Annotated in this window: 12 protein-coding genes and 1 pseudogene; 10 read left to right on the top strand and 3 right to left on the bottom strand. The window is 45.3% G+C overall.

The window, feature by feature from the left end:
• Window positions 1-57 precede the first annotated feature (57 nt).
• From pcrA to LNN34_RS12930, 6 genes are all read left to right on the top strand, one after another.
• A complete protein-coding gene (gene pcrA / locus LNN34_RS12955) occupies window positions 58-2,277 on the top strand; it encodes a DNA helicase PcrA (protein WP_229043585.1) in 2,220 nt (739 codons plus the stop codon).
• 23 nt (window positions 2,278-2,300) lie between these two features.
• Window positions 2,301-4,307: an NAD-dependent DNA ligase LigA gene (ligA, locus tag LNN34_RS12950; RefSeq protein ID WP_059352570.1), complete on the top strand. Its 2,007-nt coding sequence runs from the start codon at window positions 2,301-2,303 to the stop codon at window positions 4,305-4,307.
• A 15-nt stretch (window positions 4,308-4,322) separates the two neighbouring features.
• On the top strand, window positions 4,323-5,513 hold the full coding sequence (locus tag LNN34_RS12945; protein ID WP_024120459.1) for a CamS family sex pheromone protein: 1,191 nt from the start codon (window positions 4,323-4,325) through the stop codon (window positions 5,511-5,513).
• Between the two features lie 124 nt (window positions 5,514-5,637).
• Window positions 5,638-6,831 carry an MFS transporter gene (locus tag LNN34_RS12940; protein WP_229043584.1) on the top strand — a complete coding sequence of 398 codons (1,194 nt, stop codon included), beginning with the start codon at window positions 5,638-5,640 and terminating at the stop codon, window positions 6,829-6,831.
• A gap of 127 nt (window positions 6,832-6,958) precedes the next feature.
• Complete coding sequence (locus LNN34_RS12935) at window positions 6,959-7,192, top strand: hypothetical protein (protein ID WP_059293362.1); 234 nt, start codon at window positions 6,959-6,961, stop codon at window positions 7,190-7,192.
• Between the two features lie 453 nt (window positions 7,193-7,645).
• Window positions 7,646-8,647 carry a phosphotransferase enzyme family protein gene (locus tag LNN34_RS12930; protein WP_099043928.1) on the top strand — a complete coding sequence of 334 codons (1,002 nt, stop codon included), beginning with the start codon at window positions 7,646-7,648 and terminating at the stop codon, window positions 8,645-8,647.
• Window positions 8,648-8,686: 39 nt separating this feature from the next.
• On the opposite strand, the gene LNN34_RS12925 is transcribed toward LNN34_RS12930, so the two are convergent.
• Both LNN34_RS12925 and opuE read right to left on the bottom strand, forming a co-directional pair.
• Window positions 8,687-9,385, bottom strand: coding sequence for an MgtC/SapB family protein (locus LNN34_RS12925; RefSeq protein ID WP_081638247.1), 699 nt, complete (start codon window positions 9,383-9,385; stop codon window positions 8,687-8,689).
• A 105-nt stretch (window positions 9,386-9,490) separates the two neighbouring features.
• Window positions 9,491-10,969, bottom strand: a complete 1,479-nt coding sequence (gene opuE / locus LNN34_RS12920; RefSeq protein ID WP_229043583.1) for a proline transporter OpuE — start codon at window positions 10,967-10,969, stop codon at window positions 9,491-9,493.
• Between the two features lie 412 nt (window positions 10,970-11,381).
• Here opuE and gatC point away from each other — a divergent pair, with 412 nt between their 5' ends.
• Genes gatC through gatB form a run of 3 tightly spaced genes read left to right on the top strand, consistent with a single transcriptional unit; the run spans window position 11,382 to window position 14,589 of the window.
• Window positions 11,382-11,672: an Asp-tRNA(Asn)/Glu-tRNA(Gln) amidotransferase subunit GatC gene (gene gatC, locus LNN34_RS12915; protein WP_024120463.1), complete on the top strand. Its 291-nt coding sequence runs from the start codon at window positions 11,382-11,384 to the stop codon at window positions 11,670-11,672.
• Window positions 11,673-11,687: 15 nt separating this feature from the next.
• A complete protein-coding gene (gatA, locus tag LNN34_RS12910) occupies window positions 11,688-13,145 on the top strand; it encodes an Asp-tRNA(Asn)/Glu-tRNA(Gln) amidotransferase subunit GatA (protein ID WP_229043582.1) in 1,458 nt (485 codons plus the stop codon).
• 13 nt (window positions 13,146-13,158) lie between these two features.
• Window positions 13,159-14,589 (top strand): Asp-tRNA(Asn)/Glu-tRNA(Gln) amidotransferase subunit GatB, encoded by a 1,431-nt coding sequence (gatB, locus tag LNN34_RS12905; RefSeq protein WP_010333268.1) that lies wholly within the window; start codon window positions 13,159-13,161, stop codon window positions 14,587-14,589.
• Window positions 14,590-14,619: 30 nt separating this feature from the next.
• Here gatB and LNN34_RS12900 read toward each other — a convergent pair.
• Window positions 14,620-15,484 (bottom strand): annotated as a pseudogene (locus LNN34_RS12900) (TetR/AcrR family transcriptional regulator); the annotation flags it as partial.
• A gap of 130 nt (window positions 15,485-15,614) precedes the next feature.
• On the opposite strand from LNN34_RS12900, the gene srfP reads away from it, so the two are divergent.
• A complete protein-coding gene (gene srfP, locus LNN34_RS12895; RefSeq protein WP_229043607.1) occupies window positions 15,615-18,764 on the top strand; it encodes a surfactin resistance protein SrfP in 3,150 nt (1,049 codons plus the stop codon).
• The last annotated feature ends 146 nt before the right edge of the window (window positions 18,765-18,910 follow it).

Raw genomic sequence — 18,910 nt, 5'->3', positions numbered from 1 at the left:
AAATGTACGGATTTGGTTTATGATAGAACATATGTTTGTATAGGCGGGTGACGAATTTTGAATTACATTAGCAATCAATTATTAAGCGGATTAAACCCCGTTCAGCAGGAAGCTGTCAAAACAACGGACGGGCCTTTGCTGCTGATGGCGGGAGCGGGAAGCGGAAAGACGCGTGTCCTGACGCACAGAATCGCTTACTTAATGGCGGAAAAGCATGTGGCGCCGTGGAACATTCTGGCGATCACATTTACAAATAAAGCGGCCAGAGAAATGAAAGAACGTGTGGAGAGCATTCTCGGGCCCGGAGCGGATGATATCTGGATTTCCACGTTCCACAGCATGTGTGTGCGGATTTTGCGCCGAGATATCGACCGCATCGGGATCAACCGCAATTTCTCAATCCTTGATACGGCTGACCAGCTTTCAGTCATCAAGGGAATTTTGAAGGAACGCAACCTCGATCCGAAAAAATTTGATCCGAGGAGCATCCTCGGCACGATCAGCAGTGCGAAAAATGAATTAACCGAACCTGAGGAATTTTCTAAGGTTGCCGGCGGTTACTATGATCAGGTCGTTAGCGATGTATACACTGATTATCAGAAAAAACTGCTGAAAAACCAGTCGCTTGATTTCGACGACTTAATTATGACGACCATTAAACTATTTGACCGTATTCCGGAAGTGCTTGAGTTTTATCAGCGCAAATTTCAATACATCCACGTCGATGAGTATCAGGATACGAACAGAGCGCAATACATGCTCGTGAAGCAGCTGGCGGAGCGCTTCCAGAACCTTTGCGTTGTCGGTGACTCCGACCAGTCCATCTACAGATGGCGCGGGGCGGACATTGCCAACATCCTTTCCTTTGAAAAGGATTATCCGAATGCCAGCGTCATTTTGCTTGAACAAAACTACCGTTCAACAAAACGGATTTTGCGCGCGGCCAACGAAGTGATCCAAAACAACACAAACCGAAAGCCGAAAAATCTATGGACGGAAAACGATGAAGGCATTAAAATTTCCTATTACCGCGGAGACAATGAATTCGGTGAAGGACAATTTGTTGCCGGGAAAATTTATGAGCTTCATCACTCCGGCAAACGGAAGCTGTCGGATATCGCCATCTTGTACCGGACAAACGCCCAGTCCCGTGTGATTGAGGAAACGCTTCTCAAAGCGGGCCTGAACTATAACATTGTCGGCGGCACAAAGTTCTATGACAGAAAAGAAATCAAAGACATCCTCGCGTACCTGCGGCTCGTATCCAATCCGGATGATGACATCAGCTTCACGCGTATTGTCAATGTGCCGAAGCGCGGAGTCGGCGCCACATCGCTTGAAAAAATCGCTTCATATGCAGCGATGAACGGCTTGTCACTATTCCAAGCGATTCAGCAGGTTGATTTCATTGGCGTCAGCGCCAAGGCAGCAAACGCGCTCGACAGCTTCAGACAGATGATTGAGAACCTGACAAACATGCAGGACTATTTATCAATTACCGAGCTGACCGAAGAAATTCTCGATAAAACTGAATACAGAGAAATGCTGAAGGCTGAAAAATCAATTGAAGCCCAAAGCCGTTTAGAAAACATCGACGAGTTCCTGTCTGTAACGAAAAACTTTGAACAGAAAAGCGAAGACAAAACACTCGTTGCGTTCCTGACAGATTTGGCACTGATCGCTGATATCGACCAGCTCGACCAGAAAGAGGAAGAATCCGGCGGCACGGATGCGATCACGCTGATGACGCTGCACGCCGCAAAAGGACTGGAATTCCCGGTTGTTTTCCTTATGGGACTTGAGGAAGGCGTCTTCCCGCACAGCCGTTCACTGATGGAAGAAGCAGAGATGGAAGAAGAACGCCGTCTCGCTTACGTGGGCATTACAAGAGCGGAGCAGGAGCTTTATCTGACCAACGCAAAAATGCGCACGTTGTTTGGCAGAACAAATATGAACCCGGAATCACGCTTTATCGGTGAAATTCCTGATGATTTATTGGAAAACCTAAATGAGAAAAAAGAAACGAGACCGCCGTCTGCGAGAAAAATGCAGCCGAGACGCGGCCCTGTTTCCCGTCCGGTGTCCTACGCAAGCAAAACAGGCGGCGATACCCTAAACTGGGCTGTCGGAGATAAAGCCGGGCATAAAAAATGGGGCACAGGAACCGTTGTCAGCGTGAAAGGCGAAGGAGAAGGGACCGAACTCGATATTGCCTTCCCGAGCCCGATCGGTGTGAAACGCTTATTAGCGGCATTCGCGCCAATTGAAAAGCAGTAATTGAAGAGGAAAGGAAGAAGCAGATGGACAAAGAAACAGCGAAGCAGCGGGCAGAAGAACTGCGCCGCACCATCAACAAGTATAGCTATGAATATTACACCCTAGATGAACCGAGCGTCCCGGATGCCGAATACGACAGATTGATGCAGGAGCTGATTGCGATTGAGGAGGAGCATCCAGACCTCAGAACGCCTGATTCTCCTACGCAGCGTGTCGGCGGTGCTGTGCTTGAAGCGTTTCAAAAAGTCACTCACGGCACGCCGATGCTCAGTCTGGGCAACGCGTTTAATGCTGACGATCTCCGCGACTTTGACCGCCGTGTGCGCCAGGCCGTGGGTGATGATGTGGCGTATAATGTGGAGCTGAAGATAGACGGTCTTGCTGTTTCTCTCCGTTATGAAGACGGCTATTTTGTCAGAGGCGCGACAAGAGGCGACGGGACAACGGGAGAGGATATTACGGAAAATCTGAAGACGATCCGCACTATTCCGCTCAAAATGAAACGCAGCCTTTCGATTGAAGTGCGCGGCGAGGCGTATATGCCGAAGCGTTCGTTTGAAGCGCTCAATGAAGAACGGATCAAAAACGGGGAAGAACCGTTCGCAAATCCGCGCAATGCCGCTGCGGGATCACTCAGACAGCTCGACCCTAAAATTGCGGCGAAACGAAATCTCGATATCTTCGTCTACAGTATAGCGGAGCTTGACGAAATGGGTGTGGAGACACAAAGCCAAGGACTTGATTTTCTCGACGACATCGGCTTTAAAACGAACCAGGAACGGAAAAAATGCGGCAGCATAGAAGAAGTCATTGCGCTGATCGATGAGCTTCAGGCGAAACGCGCCGATCTCCCGTATGAAATTGACGGTATCGTCATCAAAGTGGATTCCCTTGATCAGCAGGAGGAGCTTGGTTTTACGGCGAAAAGCCCGCGCTGGGCCATCGCGTACAAGTTTCCAGCAGAAGAAGTCGTGACAAAGCTTCTCGATATCGAATTAAATGTCGGAAGAACGGGTGTGATTACCCCGACCGCGATTCTTGAGCCTGTAAAAGTAGCCGGTACAACGGTCTCAAGAGCATCCCTTCATAACGAAGATTTAATTAGAGAGAAGGATATCCGGATTTTGGATAAGGTAGTCATCAAAAAAGCCGGCGATATCATTCCTGAAGTCGTGAACGTTCTCGTTGAACAGCGGACAGGGGAAGAAAAGGAATTCAGCATGCCGACAGAATGCCCTGAATGCGGCAGTGAACTCGTCCGCATTGAAGGAGAAGTGGCGCTTCGCTGCATCAATCCTGAATGCCCTGCACAAATCAGAGAAGGGCTGATTCATTTTGTCTCCCGCAATGCCATGAACATTGACGGGCTTGGCGAACGAGTCATCACACAGCTGTTTCAGGAGAATCTCGTCCGAAATGTGGCAGATCTGTATAAGCTGACGAAGGAACAGGTGATTCAGCTCGAACGCATGGGCGAAAAATCAACTGAAAACCTGATCAGCTCTATACAGAAATCGAAGGAAAATTCATTAGAACGCCTGTTATTCGGCCTCGGCATCCGCTTTATCGGCTCGAAGGCTGCAAAGACGCTCGCCATGCACTTTGAAAGCCTGGATAATCTGAAAAAAGCCACCATAGAGGAACTTCTCGCAATAGATGAAATCGGTGAAAAAATGGCTGACGCAGTCATCACCTATTTCCATAAAGAAGAAATGCTCGAGCTTTTGGCAGAGCTTGAGGAGCTGGGCGTAAACACACTTTATAAAGGTCCGAAAAAAGTAAAAGCAGAGGACAGCGATTCCTATTTTGCAGGCAAAACCATCGTTCTGACAGGAAAGCTGGAAGAGCTGTCAAGAAACGAAGCGAAAGCGCAAATTGAAGCGCTCGGCGGAAAGATGACTGGAAGCGTCAGCAAAAACACAGACTTGGTCATCGCCGGAGAAGCGGCGGGAAGCAAGCTGACAAAAGCGCAAGAGCTGAATATTGAAGTGTGGAATGAAGAACAGTTAATGGGAGAGCTAAAGAAATAAGAGGAGTGTTTTCTATTGAAAAAGACGTTGGTAATGGCGGCAACGGCGGCAGTGTTAATGCTGTCTGCCTGTTCGTCAGGTTTTGGGGGGAAGAAGGAGGAAGAGATTACGCAAAAAACGGCGAAATCGTCAGAAAAAGCGATTATCCCGAAATACAATATCTCTGACTCCTATTACAAAATGGTGCTTCCGTTTAAGGCGGGGAAAGCACGCGGCCTGACAACGGAACAGCTGAATACAAGACTTGATATTGATGAGTTTGAAACGGGGCTGATGCGCCTTGCCCAGGACTCTTTCTCGACAGACGATTATCTGTTCCAAGAAGGACAATACTTAGATGAAGATACAGTATTAAGCTGGCTGGCTCGGAAAAAAACAGGCTCTGATCTGAAAAAAGCCCAAAAAGAAGATAAAAACTTTAAAAACGAGGGTCTGAACCCAGCACTCCCTAGCTCCGGTTCAACTGAAGAGAAAAACGAAAGCAGTCCGGTTTATTTAGCTTCGATGCTGGAACATGATTACTTAGTCAGAAAAGACAAGAATTCCATCCAGCTTGGCGGCGTTATGATCGGCTTGGCGTTAAATTCAGTGTATTACTACCGTGAAAAAACAGGCGACCCTCAAAAAGAAGTGGAGATTGACAACAGCACACTCCGTAAACAGGGAGAAAAAATCGCGCAGGAGGTCATTAACCGCCTTCGCAAAAAAGACAACCTGAAAAATGTGCCGATTACGATTGCGCTTTACAAACAGGCGTCCAAAACATCAATCGTTCCCGGCAATTTTATCGCCAAAACAGAAGTCAAAGCAGGCTCCTCTGATATTTCAAACTGGGACGATGTAAATGAAAAATACGTCTTTTATCCGGCCGATACGAGCACTGCAGAGAAATATCCTGATGATACTGAAGTTTTTAAACGGTTCAAAAACTCAATTGACAACTACTTCCCGAACTACACAGGTGTTGTCGGAACGGCCCTGTATGAAAACGATGAAATGAAGAAAATGAAAATTGAAATTCCGATGCAATTCTACGGAAAGAGTGAAGTTGTCGCGTTTACCCAGTTCTTAACGGGTGAAGTCATGGACTACTACTCAAAGAGTTCACTAGATCTCGAAGTGGATATTACATCCTCAGACGGACAGGAAGCGGTCATTCTCCGCGATGCTGGCGATAAAGAGCCGACTGTTCATATTTATGACTAAAATAAGTTAACCCCTTGCGCCGCAGCGGCGCTGGGGTTATTTGCGTTTATATTGAATGTGGGGATCGTTGGATAGAGTGCGCGTTTATGTTATGATGTTCTAAAAATAGAAAAGGATTGAAAATATGAAAAATAAATCCTTTTATTTCATATGGGCGGGGCAGTCGATTGCCAATTTAGGAGATTCTCTATATGTGCTGGTGCTGACCCTGTTTACCTATCAAGTCACAGATTCGGCTTTTTTGGCATCGCTTGTGGCCATGATGCAATTTGTCGGCCAATCATTAAGCGCAGTATTTATACCTGTTTTTATCAATAAATACAGGCTCAAGCAGATTTTGATCTTTTTACAGCTGACGCAAACCATACTTTTATCTTTGCTGCTCCTCATATTTATTATAGATTTTAAATCTATTGTAATCTTTTTCTTGATCGTATTTTTCATGTCGCTGTTAGATGGAGGAACCATCCCGGTCAGAAATTCTATGATTCCCCGTTTTGTTCCAAAACCCATGCTATTGAAAGCAAACAGTCTTGTGCTGACCTCTGATCAGATCGTGCTCTTGCTCGGTTGGCTGCTCGGCGGTATTTTGATCAAATGGCTCGGGCCCCAATTGCTATTAATGCTGACTTTTGTGCTTTATGGCACTTCAACAGTGTCTTTATTTTTTGTCAAGGATGCGGGTAAAGGAGATGACGAACAGGAAGAAAACGAATCTTTTATTGATAAAATTTCAGCTGGCTGGAAAGCGATTTATCAAATGCCTGTTATCAGAATGCTGACTGTTCTTGAGCTTTTATCCATGTTCGGCAGAAGCATTTGGACGGGGGCTATCATTCTTGTATATGTCGATGAAGTGCTTCATAAAAACGAAACATGGTGGGGATTTATTAATGCCAGCTATTTCGCGGGTACCATTACAGGCGGTTTAATCGTATGGAAATTTTCGAAAAGCATCAACGGAAAGCTGTTCTCAATGATTTTATGGACATCACTTGCTATCGGCGCTTCTACATTATGTCTTGCGCTAAACAAGTATGCGCTGGCATCCCTGCTTCTTGTCTTTATTCTGGGACCCTCATTTCAGCTCAGGGGGATTGCGATCAGAACTTATGTGCAGGAGAACATAAACGAAATACTGCTGCCGAAAATCCTGTCTGCTCAGCATACAATCAGCACATTTGTATACGGTGCTTCAATCTTGATTATGAGCAGTCTAACTGATTGGCTTGGTGTGCAATATGTCTTTTTCTTGAATTTTATCATTTTTACTGTTTCAGCTCTTCTATCATTAAAACTAAAAAATGAACAAATATAGACAATATATTATAAATATTCACATAAATATTTTGTGTGTTTAAATGGTTTTTAATCAAATACTCTTGAAATTTTGGACGGTCACTTCTATTTGTTTCCTCTTTGTTCCACAAGAAAGAAGCTTTAATATGGAAGACTTATTAAAGATCGATACATTTTTGCTCAGCTGCGGCGCATTAGGCAAAGGCATTGAACATAAAGTACTGTCAGGGCCGGCTTCATATGCACGGGAAAAGCTGCTTGCGACGCTATCCTTGGAGTTTAAGGATTCAGGCAGAAATCGGGCCTTTTCTGAATTTTTGGCTGCGCATCGTTTTGAAGAAGAAGTGGATCGGGTTTATCACATCTCTGTGATGATGTAGAGGATCGAAGCGGTAATATCGAATGGGCATCTTCTCGGCAGCCTGCGCCGGATGTAACGGAAAAAACGGCTGCAAGTGATGTATTGCCGCAAGCTTTCATTGAAAACACAAATGCTCATTGGGAAGTGATGCATACTAAGCAATCCCTGCATTCTCCATATTTAGTGACCTTAGATACAAACCGGCCGGAGCATTTCGAGCTTTATTAGTGAAGGAACATGTAGGAGCCGAAGCAGAAGAAAGCGGGCCGCAGCAAAAAATACTTGCGGGTATTTCTCCACTTGGATCATGTAGGAATTGACAGCGATTTCTTTGATTGAGGAGGAAATTCGCTGCTCGCTGTCAAAATGGAAGTAGAGATGGAAAAGAAAGGCTGGTATGTTGATGATTTGAATCTTGCGAAAAAACACACGATAAGAGAATTATCTAAATATATGAAGAGGGAGAATCAGCATGCATAAAGATATTAAAGCAATATTCGATGAAGAAAAAGTTCTGGCAGCAGCTGCCGTTATATATGGATTTACAAGAGAGCAGGCGCAATTCTTAGCAGATGCGGAAAACTATGTGTATGAGTTTGCCCAAGACAACGAATCTTATATTTTAAAGATTACACACACGATTCGCAGGTCGCCTAATTACATTATGGGGGAAATGGAGTGGCTCCATCACCTTGCTGAAGGAGGACTTTCAGTAGCCAAACCGATCCCGTCGCTAAATGGAAAAGATGTTGAGGAAGTGCCAGATGGAAATGGCGGAGCGTTTTTACTCAGAGTATATGAAAAAGCGCCGGGGCGCAAAGTGGACGAATCCGACTGGAATGAAACCCTATTTTTTGAGCTTGGCAGATACACAGGGAAAATGCACAGCTTGACAAAAAGCTACAAGCTCAACAATCCTGCTTTTAAAAGACAGGAGTGGGATGAAGAAGAGCAGCTGATGCTTAGAAAATACGTGCCGGAAGACCAGACTCAGGTGTTTCAGCAAGCGGATGAGCTAATGAATGAACTGCGTCAATTACCAAAAAGCAGGGACAGCTACGGCTTGGTTCATGCAGACCTCCACCATGGCAATTTTAACTGGGACCAAGGGAAAATCACAACATTTGATTTTGATGACATCGGCTACAATTGGTTTGTCAATGATATCAGCATTCTCCTCTATAATGTGCTGTGGTACCCGGTCGTTCCATATGAAAATAAAGCCGCGTTTACAGAGGAATTTATGACGCACTTTATGAACGGATACAGAGAAGAAAATGATCTTGATGCTTCGTGGCTGAAAAGAATACCTGATTTTCTCCGCCTGCGTCACATGCTGATATACGGGCTGCTGCATCAAATGTTTGATCTTAACTCAATAGGCGCAGAAGAAAAAGAAATGCTGGCCGGTTTCAGAAGGGATATAGAAAACCGCACGCCGATCACAGAATTTGATTTTTCTAAGCTCGTCTAGAACGAAAAAAGCCAATGGGATATAATGCCCCATTGGCTTTTATAATGTATCGCACTTTACGCCGACGACACCTTCAATGTCTTTTATATCATAGTAGACATCGGTCGTGTATCTGTTTTTATGGACACGGACTTTGACTTCCATGATCGGAAATTCTTTTTCGTGAAGGTCATCGATTCGGACGGAGTGTGTCTTAATGTTTCTTCTTTTCATTTCTTTTAAGATCTCTGTCATTTTGTCTTTATCAGAAAGTGACATTCTGATGCGGATGTCTTTTTCCTGCAGACGGTCTGGACCGATTTTTCTGACCGCCCACGGCAGAAATTCAACGCTGATCAGGATGAACAGAAGGCTGGCAAAGGCTTCTTTATAAAATCCCGCTCCGGTAGCAAGCCCGAGCCCTGCCGCACCCCAAATCATAGCCGATGTGGTTAAGCCGGAAATGACGTCGTTGCTTTTCCGCAAAATGACACCTGCGCCGATAAACCCGACGCCGGAGATGATTTGCGCAGGCAGACGCAGCGGGTCCATCATGATGCGGTAGTATTTAGGGAAATGATATGCCGCGTTAATACTGACGATCGTCAGCATGCATGAGCTGACGGCGATAACGATACAGGTTTTTAACCCGAGCGGCTTATTCTTCAGCTCGCGCTCCAGCCCGATGACCATGCCAATCAAAGTGGCAATGCCTAATTTTAATAAAATGTCAGGATCAATATACCAGCTCAACAGCAACTTCCCCCTTATCTATGGTGTTTTTAAATAAATATGATTTTCTCACAGTATTTATCGCAAAACAAGGGCACAAAAGCCACCAAGCAGCGCTTGATGGCTTTTTGATTATTTTTTGCGTTTTAACAGTTTTTCCATGACACCGAATAATCGGTAAGAGGCTTTTGCAGGCCGCTTTGTGATCATGCTGACGATAATGCCGGCAATCATACTGAGGATAAACCCAGGGATGATTTCGTACACGCCGGTGGATTTTGCCAGGCCGGTTGTAATCCAGATCAACACGGTCGCAGCCCCGACAATCATCGCAGCAAGCGCGCCCCATTCGTTCATCCGCTTCCAATACAGGCTGAGCAGAATCGCAGGCCCGAAAGCTGAACCGAAGCCGGCCCACGCGTATCCGACCAAATCAAGAATGGTGCTGCTCGGGTTCAAGGATAAGAGAACCGCAATAACGGCAATCACTAAGACGGACAGACGCCCGACCATTACTAGTTCTTTATCGGAAGCTTTTCGTCTGAAAAACGTCCGGTATAAATCCTCTGTTACAGCACTTGCTGTTACCAAGAGCTGTGATGAGATGGAACTCATGATGGCAGCCAAAATAGCTGACAATAAGAAGCCAGTGATTAAAGGGTGGAACAAGATTTTAGAGAAGATAATGAATATCATCTCCGGATCCTTTACAGCAACTCCGAATTTATGGGCATAAGCAACACCGATTAAACCGGTCAGCACAGAACCGAAAACTGAAATAACCATCCAGCTCATGCCGATTCGGCGTGCGGGCTTTAAATCTTTAATGTTTTTAATGGCCATAAATCGGACGATAATATGAGGCTGGCCGTAGTAGCCCAAGCCCCAGGCTAAATAGGAAATAATGCTAATGACGCTCGCGCCTTTAAAGATATCCAATAGATTTGGGTTAACAGCGCTGATTTCATGGAAAGCAGGAGCAACGCCGCCCACATGGGTAAAAGCAACGATCGGCACAAGCACTAGTGCTGCAAACATGATCGCACCCTGTACAAAGTCAGTCAGACTGACAGCAAGGAAACCGCCAAACAGTGTGTACAATACGACAACCGCGGTAGTCAGAAACAAGCCCAGTTTGTAATCCGCGCCAAAAGCAGATTCAAACAGCCGTCCGCCAGATACCATACCGGAAGAGGTATACAATGTGAAAAAGATCATGATAACCAAAGCAGATACGATTTTCAGCAGTGATGAAGAATGCTGGAATCGTTTATCAAAGAAATCAGGAATCGTAATCGCGTCATCCGCCGCTTCCGTATAAGCACGCAGCCTTGGAGCCAGCAGCAAGTAGTTAGAGTACGCCCCGATTGTAAGACCTAAAGCAAGCCATAAGGTTGACAGCCCTGTTGCGAACATCGCCCCGGGAACACCCATCAGCATCCATCCGCTCATATCCGCCGCTCCGGCAGACAAAGCAGTAACAAACGGCCCGAGCCCTCTTCCCCCAAGCATGTAATCGTTGATATCAGTTGTTTTCTTAAATGCATACCAGCCGATTAACAGCATGGCAATAAAGTAAATTCCTAAAGAAATAATAATTTCAATACTCACGCTTTACCCTCTCTTCAATTCTAATAATTTTGCATCACCTCTCAAATTGATGGTGCCAGTTAAGCAGTCTGGCGCAAGTGCGACACAAAAGACATTCTTTTGCAGGTGCACTTGGTAACTTAACCTAACAAAGTATTCCCACCCATTCAAGCGATGAAACATAGACGGTCAGCGGGAAATACCGGGGCAAACCTAGAAGGGAATAAAGATTAAAGCGCTTTCAAAAATAATTAAAGTAAAAATTTTCAGAAAAATATTTCGTTTCTCCTTCGCCTCTTTTTAGTATAAAATATATAGGGTATTGTCTCGAAAACACAGGCCCGCCCCAAGGCGTTTTGTTGCTTTAGAGGGCTTGTTTTTGATATGATCAGTATTATATGACTTAACGGAGAAATATGTGGAGGTGGATCATATGTCACGAATTTCAATAGAAGAAGTAAAGCACGTTGCGCATCTTGCGAGACTTGCGATTACTGAAGAAGAAGCAAAAATGTTCACTGAACAGCTTGACAGCATCATTTCATTTGCCGAGGAGCTGAATGAAGTCAACACAGACCATGTTGAGCCTACAACTCACGTGCTGAAAATGAAAAATGTCATGAGAGAAGATGAAGCGGGTAAAGGTCTTCCGGTTGAGGATGTCATGAAAAATGCGCCTGACCACAAAGACGGCTATATTCGTGTGCCATCAATTCTGGACTAAAGGAGGGACACAAGAATGTCATTATTTGATCACAAAATCACAGAATTAAAACAGCTCATACATAAAAAAGAGATTAAGATTTCTGAGCTGGTCGATGAATCTTATAAACGCATTCAAGCGGTAGATGATAAGGTACAAGCCTTTTTGGCATTAGATGAAGAAAAAGCGCGCGCGTATGCGAAGGAGCTCGATGAGGCGGTTGACAGCCGTTCTGAGCATGGTCTTCTCTTTGGTATGCCGATCGGCGTAAAAGATAATATCGTAACAAAAGGGCTGCGCACGACTTGCTCCAGCAAAATTCTCGAAAACTTTGACCCGATCTACGACGCAACTGTCGTTCAGCGCCTTCAAGATGCTGAAGCGGTCACAATCGGAAAACTGAACATGGACGAATTCGCCATGGGGTCATCAACAGAAAACTCAGCTTACAAGCTGACGAAAAACCCTTGGAACTTAGATACGGTTCCCGGCGGTTCAAGCGGCGGATCTGCGGCTGCAGTTGCCGCGGGAGAAGTTCCGTTTTCTCTTGGCTCTGATACAGGCGGCTCCATCCGCCAGCCTGCCTCTTTCTGCGGCGTTGTCGGATTAAAGCCCACTTACGGACGCGTGTCCCGTTATGGATTGGTCGCATTTGCGTCTTCATTAGACCAAATCGGGCCGATTACACGTACGGTTGAGGACAACGCATTCTTGCTGCAAGCCATTTCAGGCGTTGATAAAATGGACTCTACAAGCGCAAATGTAGACGTTCCGGATTTTCTTTCTTCATTAACTGGCGATATCAAAGGATTGAAAATCGCGGTTCCGAAAGAATATCTTGGCGAAGGCGTCGGCAAAGAAGCGAGAGAATCTGTTCTTGCAGCGCTCAAAGTTCTAGAAGGCCTTGGCGCTACATGGGAAGAAGTATCTCTTCCGCACAGTAAATACGCGCTTGCGACGTATTACCTGCTGTCTTCTTCTGAAGCGTCTGCCAACCTTGCACGTTTTGACGGCATCCGCTACGGATACCGCACGGACAATGCGGAAAACCTGATCGACCTTTACAAGCAAACGCGTGCTGAAGGCTTCGGAAATGAAGTGAAACGCCGTATCATGCTTGGGACATTCGCTTTAAGCTCAGGTTACTATGATGCGTACTACAAAAAGGCGCAAAAAGTGCGTACGTTGATTAAGAAAGACTTCGAAGACGTATTTGAGAAATATGATGTCATTGTTGGACCAACTACACCTACACCTGCGTTTAAAATCGGTGAAAACACGAAAGACCCGCTCACAATGTACGCAAACGATATCTTAACGATTCCGGTCAACCTTGCCGGCGTTCCGGGAATCAGCGTGCCATGCGGATTTGCTGACGGACTTCCGCTCGGCCTGCAAATCATCGGAAAACACTTTGACGAGAGCACTGTATACCGCGTCGCTCATGCATTCGAACAAGCGACAGACCATCATAAAGCAAAACCTGAACTGTAAGGGGTGAAATGAATTGAACTTTGAAACGGTAATAGGACTTGAAGTCCACGTTGAATTAAAAACAAATTCAAAAATTTTCTCAAGCTCTCCGACGCCATTCGGCGCGGAGGCGAATACACAGACAAGCGTCATCGACCTCGGGTATCCGGGTGTCCTGCCTGTACTAAACAAAGAAGCCGTGGAATTCGCAATGAAAGCGGCAATGGCGCTGAACTGTGAAATCGCAACGGATACAAAGTTTGACCGCAAAAACTATTTCTATCCGGACAACCCGAAAGCGTATCAGATTTCTCAATTTGATAAGCCGATCGGCGAAAACGGCTGGATCGAGATTGAAGTCGGCGGAAAAACGAAACGTATCGGCATCACACGTCTTCACCTTGAAGAAGATGCCGGAAAACTGACGCATACAGGCGACGGCTATTCTCTTGTTGACTTCAACCGCCAGGGAACGCCGCTTGTCGAGATCGTATCTGAGCCGGATATCCGCACGCCGGAAGAAGCATATGCGTATCTTGAAAAGCTGAAGTCCATCATCCAATATACAGGCGTGTCTGACTGTAAAATGGAAGAAGGTTCACTTCGCTGTGACGCCAATATCTCTCTTCGTCCGATCGGCCAAGAGGAATTCGGCACAAAAACGGAATTGAAAAACTTGAACTCCTTTGCGTTTGTTCAAAAAGGCCTTGAGCATGAAGAAAAACGCCAGGAGCAGGTTCTTCTGTCCGGCGGTGTGATCCAGCAGGAAACTCGCCGTTACGATGAAGCAACGAAGAAAACCATTCTTATGCGTGTCAAAGAGGGTTCTGACGATTATCGTTATTTCCCTGAGCCTGACCTTGTCGAGCTTTACATTGACGATGAATGGAAGCAGCGCGTAAAAGCAAGCATTCCTGAGCTTCCGGATGAACGCCGCAAGCGTTATATCGATGAGCTTGGCTTGCCTGCATATGATGCGATGGTTCTGACCCTGACAAAAGAAATGGCAGACTTCTTCGAAGAAACAGTTCAAAAAGGCGCTGAAGCAAAACAAGCATCAAACTGGCTCATGGGTGAAGTGTCAGCTTATCTGAACGCTGAGCAAAAAGAGCTTTCTGATGTTGCGCTGACACCGGAAGGCCTTGCCGGCATGATTCAATTGATTGAAAAAGGAACAATTTCTTCTAAAATCGCGAAGAAAGTGTTCAAGGAATTAATTGAAAAAGGCGGCGACGCTGAGAAGATTGTGAAAGAAAAAGGCCTTGTGCAGATTTCTGATGAAGGCGTGCTTCTGAAGCTTGTCACAGAGGCGCTTGACAACAATCCTCAGTCAATTGAAGACTTTAAAAACGGGAAAGACCGCGCGATCGGCTTCCTTGTCGGACAAATTATGAAAGCGTCCAAAGGACAAGCCAACCCGCCGATGGTTAACAAAATCCTGCTTGAAGAAATCAAAAAACGCTAATGAAAAAGCAGCTCTCCTCATTGCAGAGGGAGCTGCTTTTTTATGATCAAATAGTAATAAAGATAGAGATCAAAGCGCGAAGCTTTTCAACTTCTTCGAAATCACTTCCGGTCAAATTTGACAGCAGGCCTTTAATAATCGGCTTGCGCGGCTTTTCCTGTGACAGCTCTTCCTCGATCACATCGAGCGAAACGATGATGTCCTCAGGCAATGCGCTGTTTTCTTTCACTTTTTGAATGTCTTGAAGGATCTGGCCTTTATCCGCCGGCACCAGGCTGTAAATGTCTTTTGGCATGAGTGGATTCAGGCTGGAACGGCTTAGCCCCTGTACAAGATCATCCAGTCTCTCCATGATAAATTCAGATATGTTGTCTGCATCAATTTTGATTTCTTCATTAAATACCATCACATTCATATAGGAGTGCACAATGCCTCTTGCCATGATGGAGAGGTCTGAGAGGTAGTTCTCAGTTTCCTTGCCATAAGTCGCAAGCAAAGCGTTCCGATACAGTTTATCTGTCTCGGCTGTGACTTTGTAAAAGTATTGCTTTACTTCTTGGTTTTCCGGAATGATATTTTCAGTAAGCAACAGAACAATAAAATCCTTATGATCGCGAAAATCCTCAAACTGGGCGCTGATTTGTTTTTTCAGCACATCTTTAGGCGGCTGTCCGGCGAGATCCTCTTCTATTTGTTTCATTTTTTTCATAGACATGCCGATGTAATATTCACAGGCAGACAATAGCAGCGCTTCTTTTGATTTGAAATGCAGATAAAAAGCGCCTTTTGAGATGCCGCATTCACTGGCGATTTCCTGGATGGTCGTCGAAGCGTATCCTTTTTTCGCAAATAAACGAATGCTTGTTTTTATGATTCTCTCTTTTTTCTCATTCATGACGTGCTTCCCCTTAATCCTTGAAAAATTTAGAAAAATTTTCTGGTATATGAGTTGACGATGTTGCGTTATACCGTTTAGTATTATATAGAATGACCAGTCAGTCAATAAAAACACAATGGAGGATATGATGAATCACGTTATTAATTTCGTTCTGAAAAACAAATTCGCCGTATGGCTGATGACGATTATTGTAACGGCAGCCGGCTTGTACGCGGGTATGAATATGAAGCAAGAATCCATTCCTGATGTAAACATGCCTTACCTGACAATCAGCACGACATATCCGGGAGCGACGCCTAGCCAAGTCGCTGATGAAGTAACGAAACCGGTTGAACAAGCGGTGCAGAACTTGGACGGCGTGAGCGTAGTTACGTCCACGTCCTATGAAAACGCATCGTCGGTCATGATTGAATATGATTATGAGAAAGATATGGACAAAGCGAAAACAGAAGCGGCTGAAGCATTAGAAAACGTCAGCCTGCCTGATGACGCGAAAGATCCTGAAATTTCCCGCTACAGCATGAATTCCTTCCCGATTCTGACGCTCAGCGTATCCAGCGATAAAGATAATCTTCAAGAGCTGACGAAAAAAGTGGAAGATAGCCTCGTACCGAAGCTTGAAGGAACAGAAGGAGTAGCTTCTGTCCAAGTATCAGGCCAGCAGGTTGAAGAGGTTGAATTCTCTTTCAAAGAAGACAAATTGAAGGAATACAACCTTGATGAAGATACAGTCAAACAAGTGATTCAAGGTTCAGATGTGACAACACCGCTTGGATTGTACACATTCGGCAAAGAAGAGAAATCAGTCGTCGTCAGCGGCGATATTGAAACTATTAAAGATTTGAAGAATATGAGAATTCCGACGGCATCTGCTTCTAGTGCAGGCAGCAGCGCCGCAGCAGCACAAAGCGCACAAGCGACTCAAAGCGCGCAGGCGGCAGCACAGGCACAGCAAAGTGTTAGCACAGACGTGCCGACGGTCAAGCTATCTGACATTGCAACGATTAAAGATGTCAAAAAGGCTGAATCAATTTCCCGCACAAATGGAAAAGACAGCATCGGCATCAACATCATCAAAGCAAACGATGCCAACACGGTAGAGGTTGCCGACAGTGTCAAAGATGAGCTGAAGCAATACAAAGAAGACCATAAAGGCTTCGAATACAGCGCAACCCTTGACATGGCAGAACCAATTACAGAATCAGTTGACACGATGTTAAGCAAAGCCATTTTCGGCGCTATCTTTGCGATTGTGATTATTCTCTTATTCTTAAGAGATATTAAATCAACATTAATTTCGATCGTTTCCATTCCGTTATCATTGCTGATCGCACTGCTTGTGCTGCAGCAGCTTGATATTACATTAAATATCATGACGCTCGGTGCGATGACCGTTGCCATCGGACGGGTTGTCGATGACTCCATCGTTGTTATCGAAAACATTTACCGCCGCATGAGACTGAAAGATGAGCCGCTGCGCGGAAAAGCCTTGGTCCGTGAAGCAACGAAGGAAATGTTTAAACCGATTATGTCATCCACTATCGTGACAATCGCGGTATTCCTGCCGCTCGCATTGGTAGGCGGACAAATTGGTGAATTGTTTATTCCTTTCGCCTTAACGATTGTATTTGCGCTTGCCGCATCCCTGTTGATTTCGATCACGCTCGTGCCAATGCTCGCGCACAGCCTGTTCAAAAAATCATTAACGGGAGCGCCGATCAAAGCGAAAGAACATAAACCTAGCAGACTGGCAGGCTTCTATAAAAAAGTTCTGAACTGGGCGCTGAGCCACAAGTGGATCACGTCTATCATCGCCGTTTTGATGCTGCTTGGAAGCTTGTTCCTCGTACCGTTAATTGGTGCCAGCTACCTTCCGTCAGCAGAAGAAAAAACGATGCAGATCACATACAGCCCTGAACCGGGTGAAACGAAAAAAGAAGCGGAAGATGAAGCTGAAAAAGCAGAAAAAATCCTGCTTGACCGCAAGCATGTCGATACGGTTCAGTATTCATTAGGCTCTGGCAGCCCGCTTGCCGGAGGCGATTCAAACGGCGCATTGTTCTACATCAAATATGACAGCGACACGCCGGATTTTGATAAAGAAAAAGACAACGTGCTGAAGGAAATCCAAAAGCAATCTGACCGCGGAGAATGGAAGTCACAGGACTTCAGCTCTTCAGGCAATAACAATGAATTGACATACTATGTGTATGGCGATTCAGAAAATGACATTAAAGACACTGTCAAAGACATTGAGAAGGTCATGAAGGATGAAAAGGATCTGAAGAACGTAAACTCAGGCCTTTCCAGCACATATGATGAGTATACATTTGTCGCTGACCAAGAAAAGCTGAGCAAACTCGGTTTAACAGCTTCTCAAATTTCTAAGGCCTTAATGTCAGAGACAGCACAGGACCCGCTCACAACCGTGAAAAAAGACGGCAAAGAGCTTGATGTGAACATTAAAACCGAAAAAGACGAGTATAAAAGTGTCAAAGATTTAGAGAACAAAAAGATCACATCAGCAACTGGCAAAGAAGTCAAAATTGGTGATGTGGCAAAAGTAAAAGAAGGCACAACATCTGATACGGTGTCTAAACGTGATGGAAAAGTGTATGCTGATGTCACTGGTGAGGTTGCATCAGATAACGTGACAGCTGTATCAGTTGATGTACAGAAGAAAATTGATAAGCTTGACATGCCTGACAACGTAACAATCGATACAGGCGGTGTATCCGCAGATATCGCGGATTCCTTTACGAAGCTTGGATTAGCGATGCTTGCAGCGATTGCGATCGTCTACCTTGTGCTTGTGATTACATTCGGCGGAGCATTAGCGCCATTTGCGATTCTGTTCTCACTGCCGTTTACAATCATCGGTGCCCTGGTCGGACTTTACGTATCAGGTGAGACAATCAGTCTGAACGCGATGATCGGTATGCTGATGCTGATCGGTATCGTTGTTACAAACGCTATTGTCTTAATTGACCGCGTGATTCATAAGGAAGCGGAAGGACTGTCTACGAGAGAAGCGCTCTTAGAAGCCGGCTCCACACGACTCCGTCCGATCCTGATGACAGCCATCGCGACAATCGGCGCCTTGATTCCATTAGCTCTCGGCTTCGAAGGCGGAAGCCAGGTCATTTCAAAAGGACTCGGCGTAACGGTTATCGGCGGTTTAATCAGTTCGACGCTTCTGACGCTCTTGATCGTGCCAATCGTATACGAAGTATTGGCCAAGTTCCGCAAGAAAAAACCGGGAACGGAAGAAGAGTAAAAAAACAAAAAGCCTCAGCTATGCTGGGGCTTTTCTGTGTTTCCTTCTGTAAGATTATGTACATTTTGTTGCGATTTTTTTAACTCATAGTATAATTAAAGGTTGTTAGTGTAAAAATGGATCGGATACTCTTAAGTAGGATGATG

It is taken from the genome of Bacillus sp. AF23 (genome assembly GCF_020861455.1).
Lineage (GTDB): Bacteria > Bacillota > Bacilli > Bacillales > Bacillaceae > Bacillus > Bacillus halotolerans.
The sequence above is the reverse complement of the archived record's forward strand: the minus strand, read 5'-3'. Positions and strand labels throughout refer to the sequence as shown.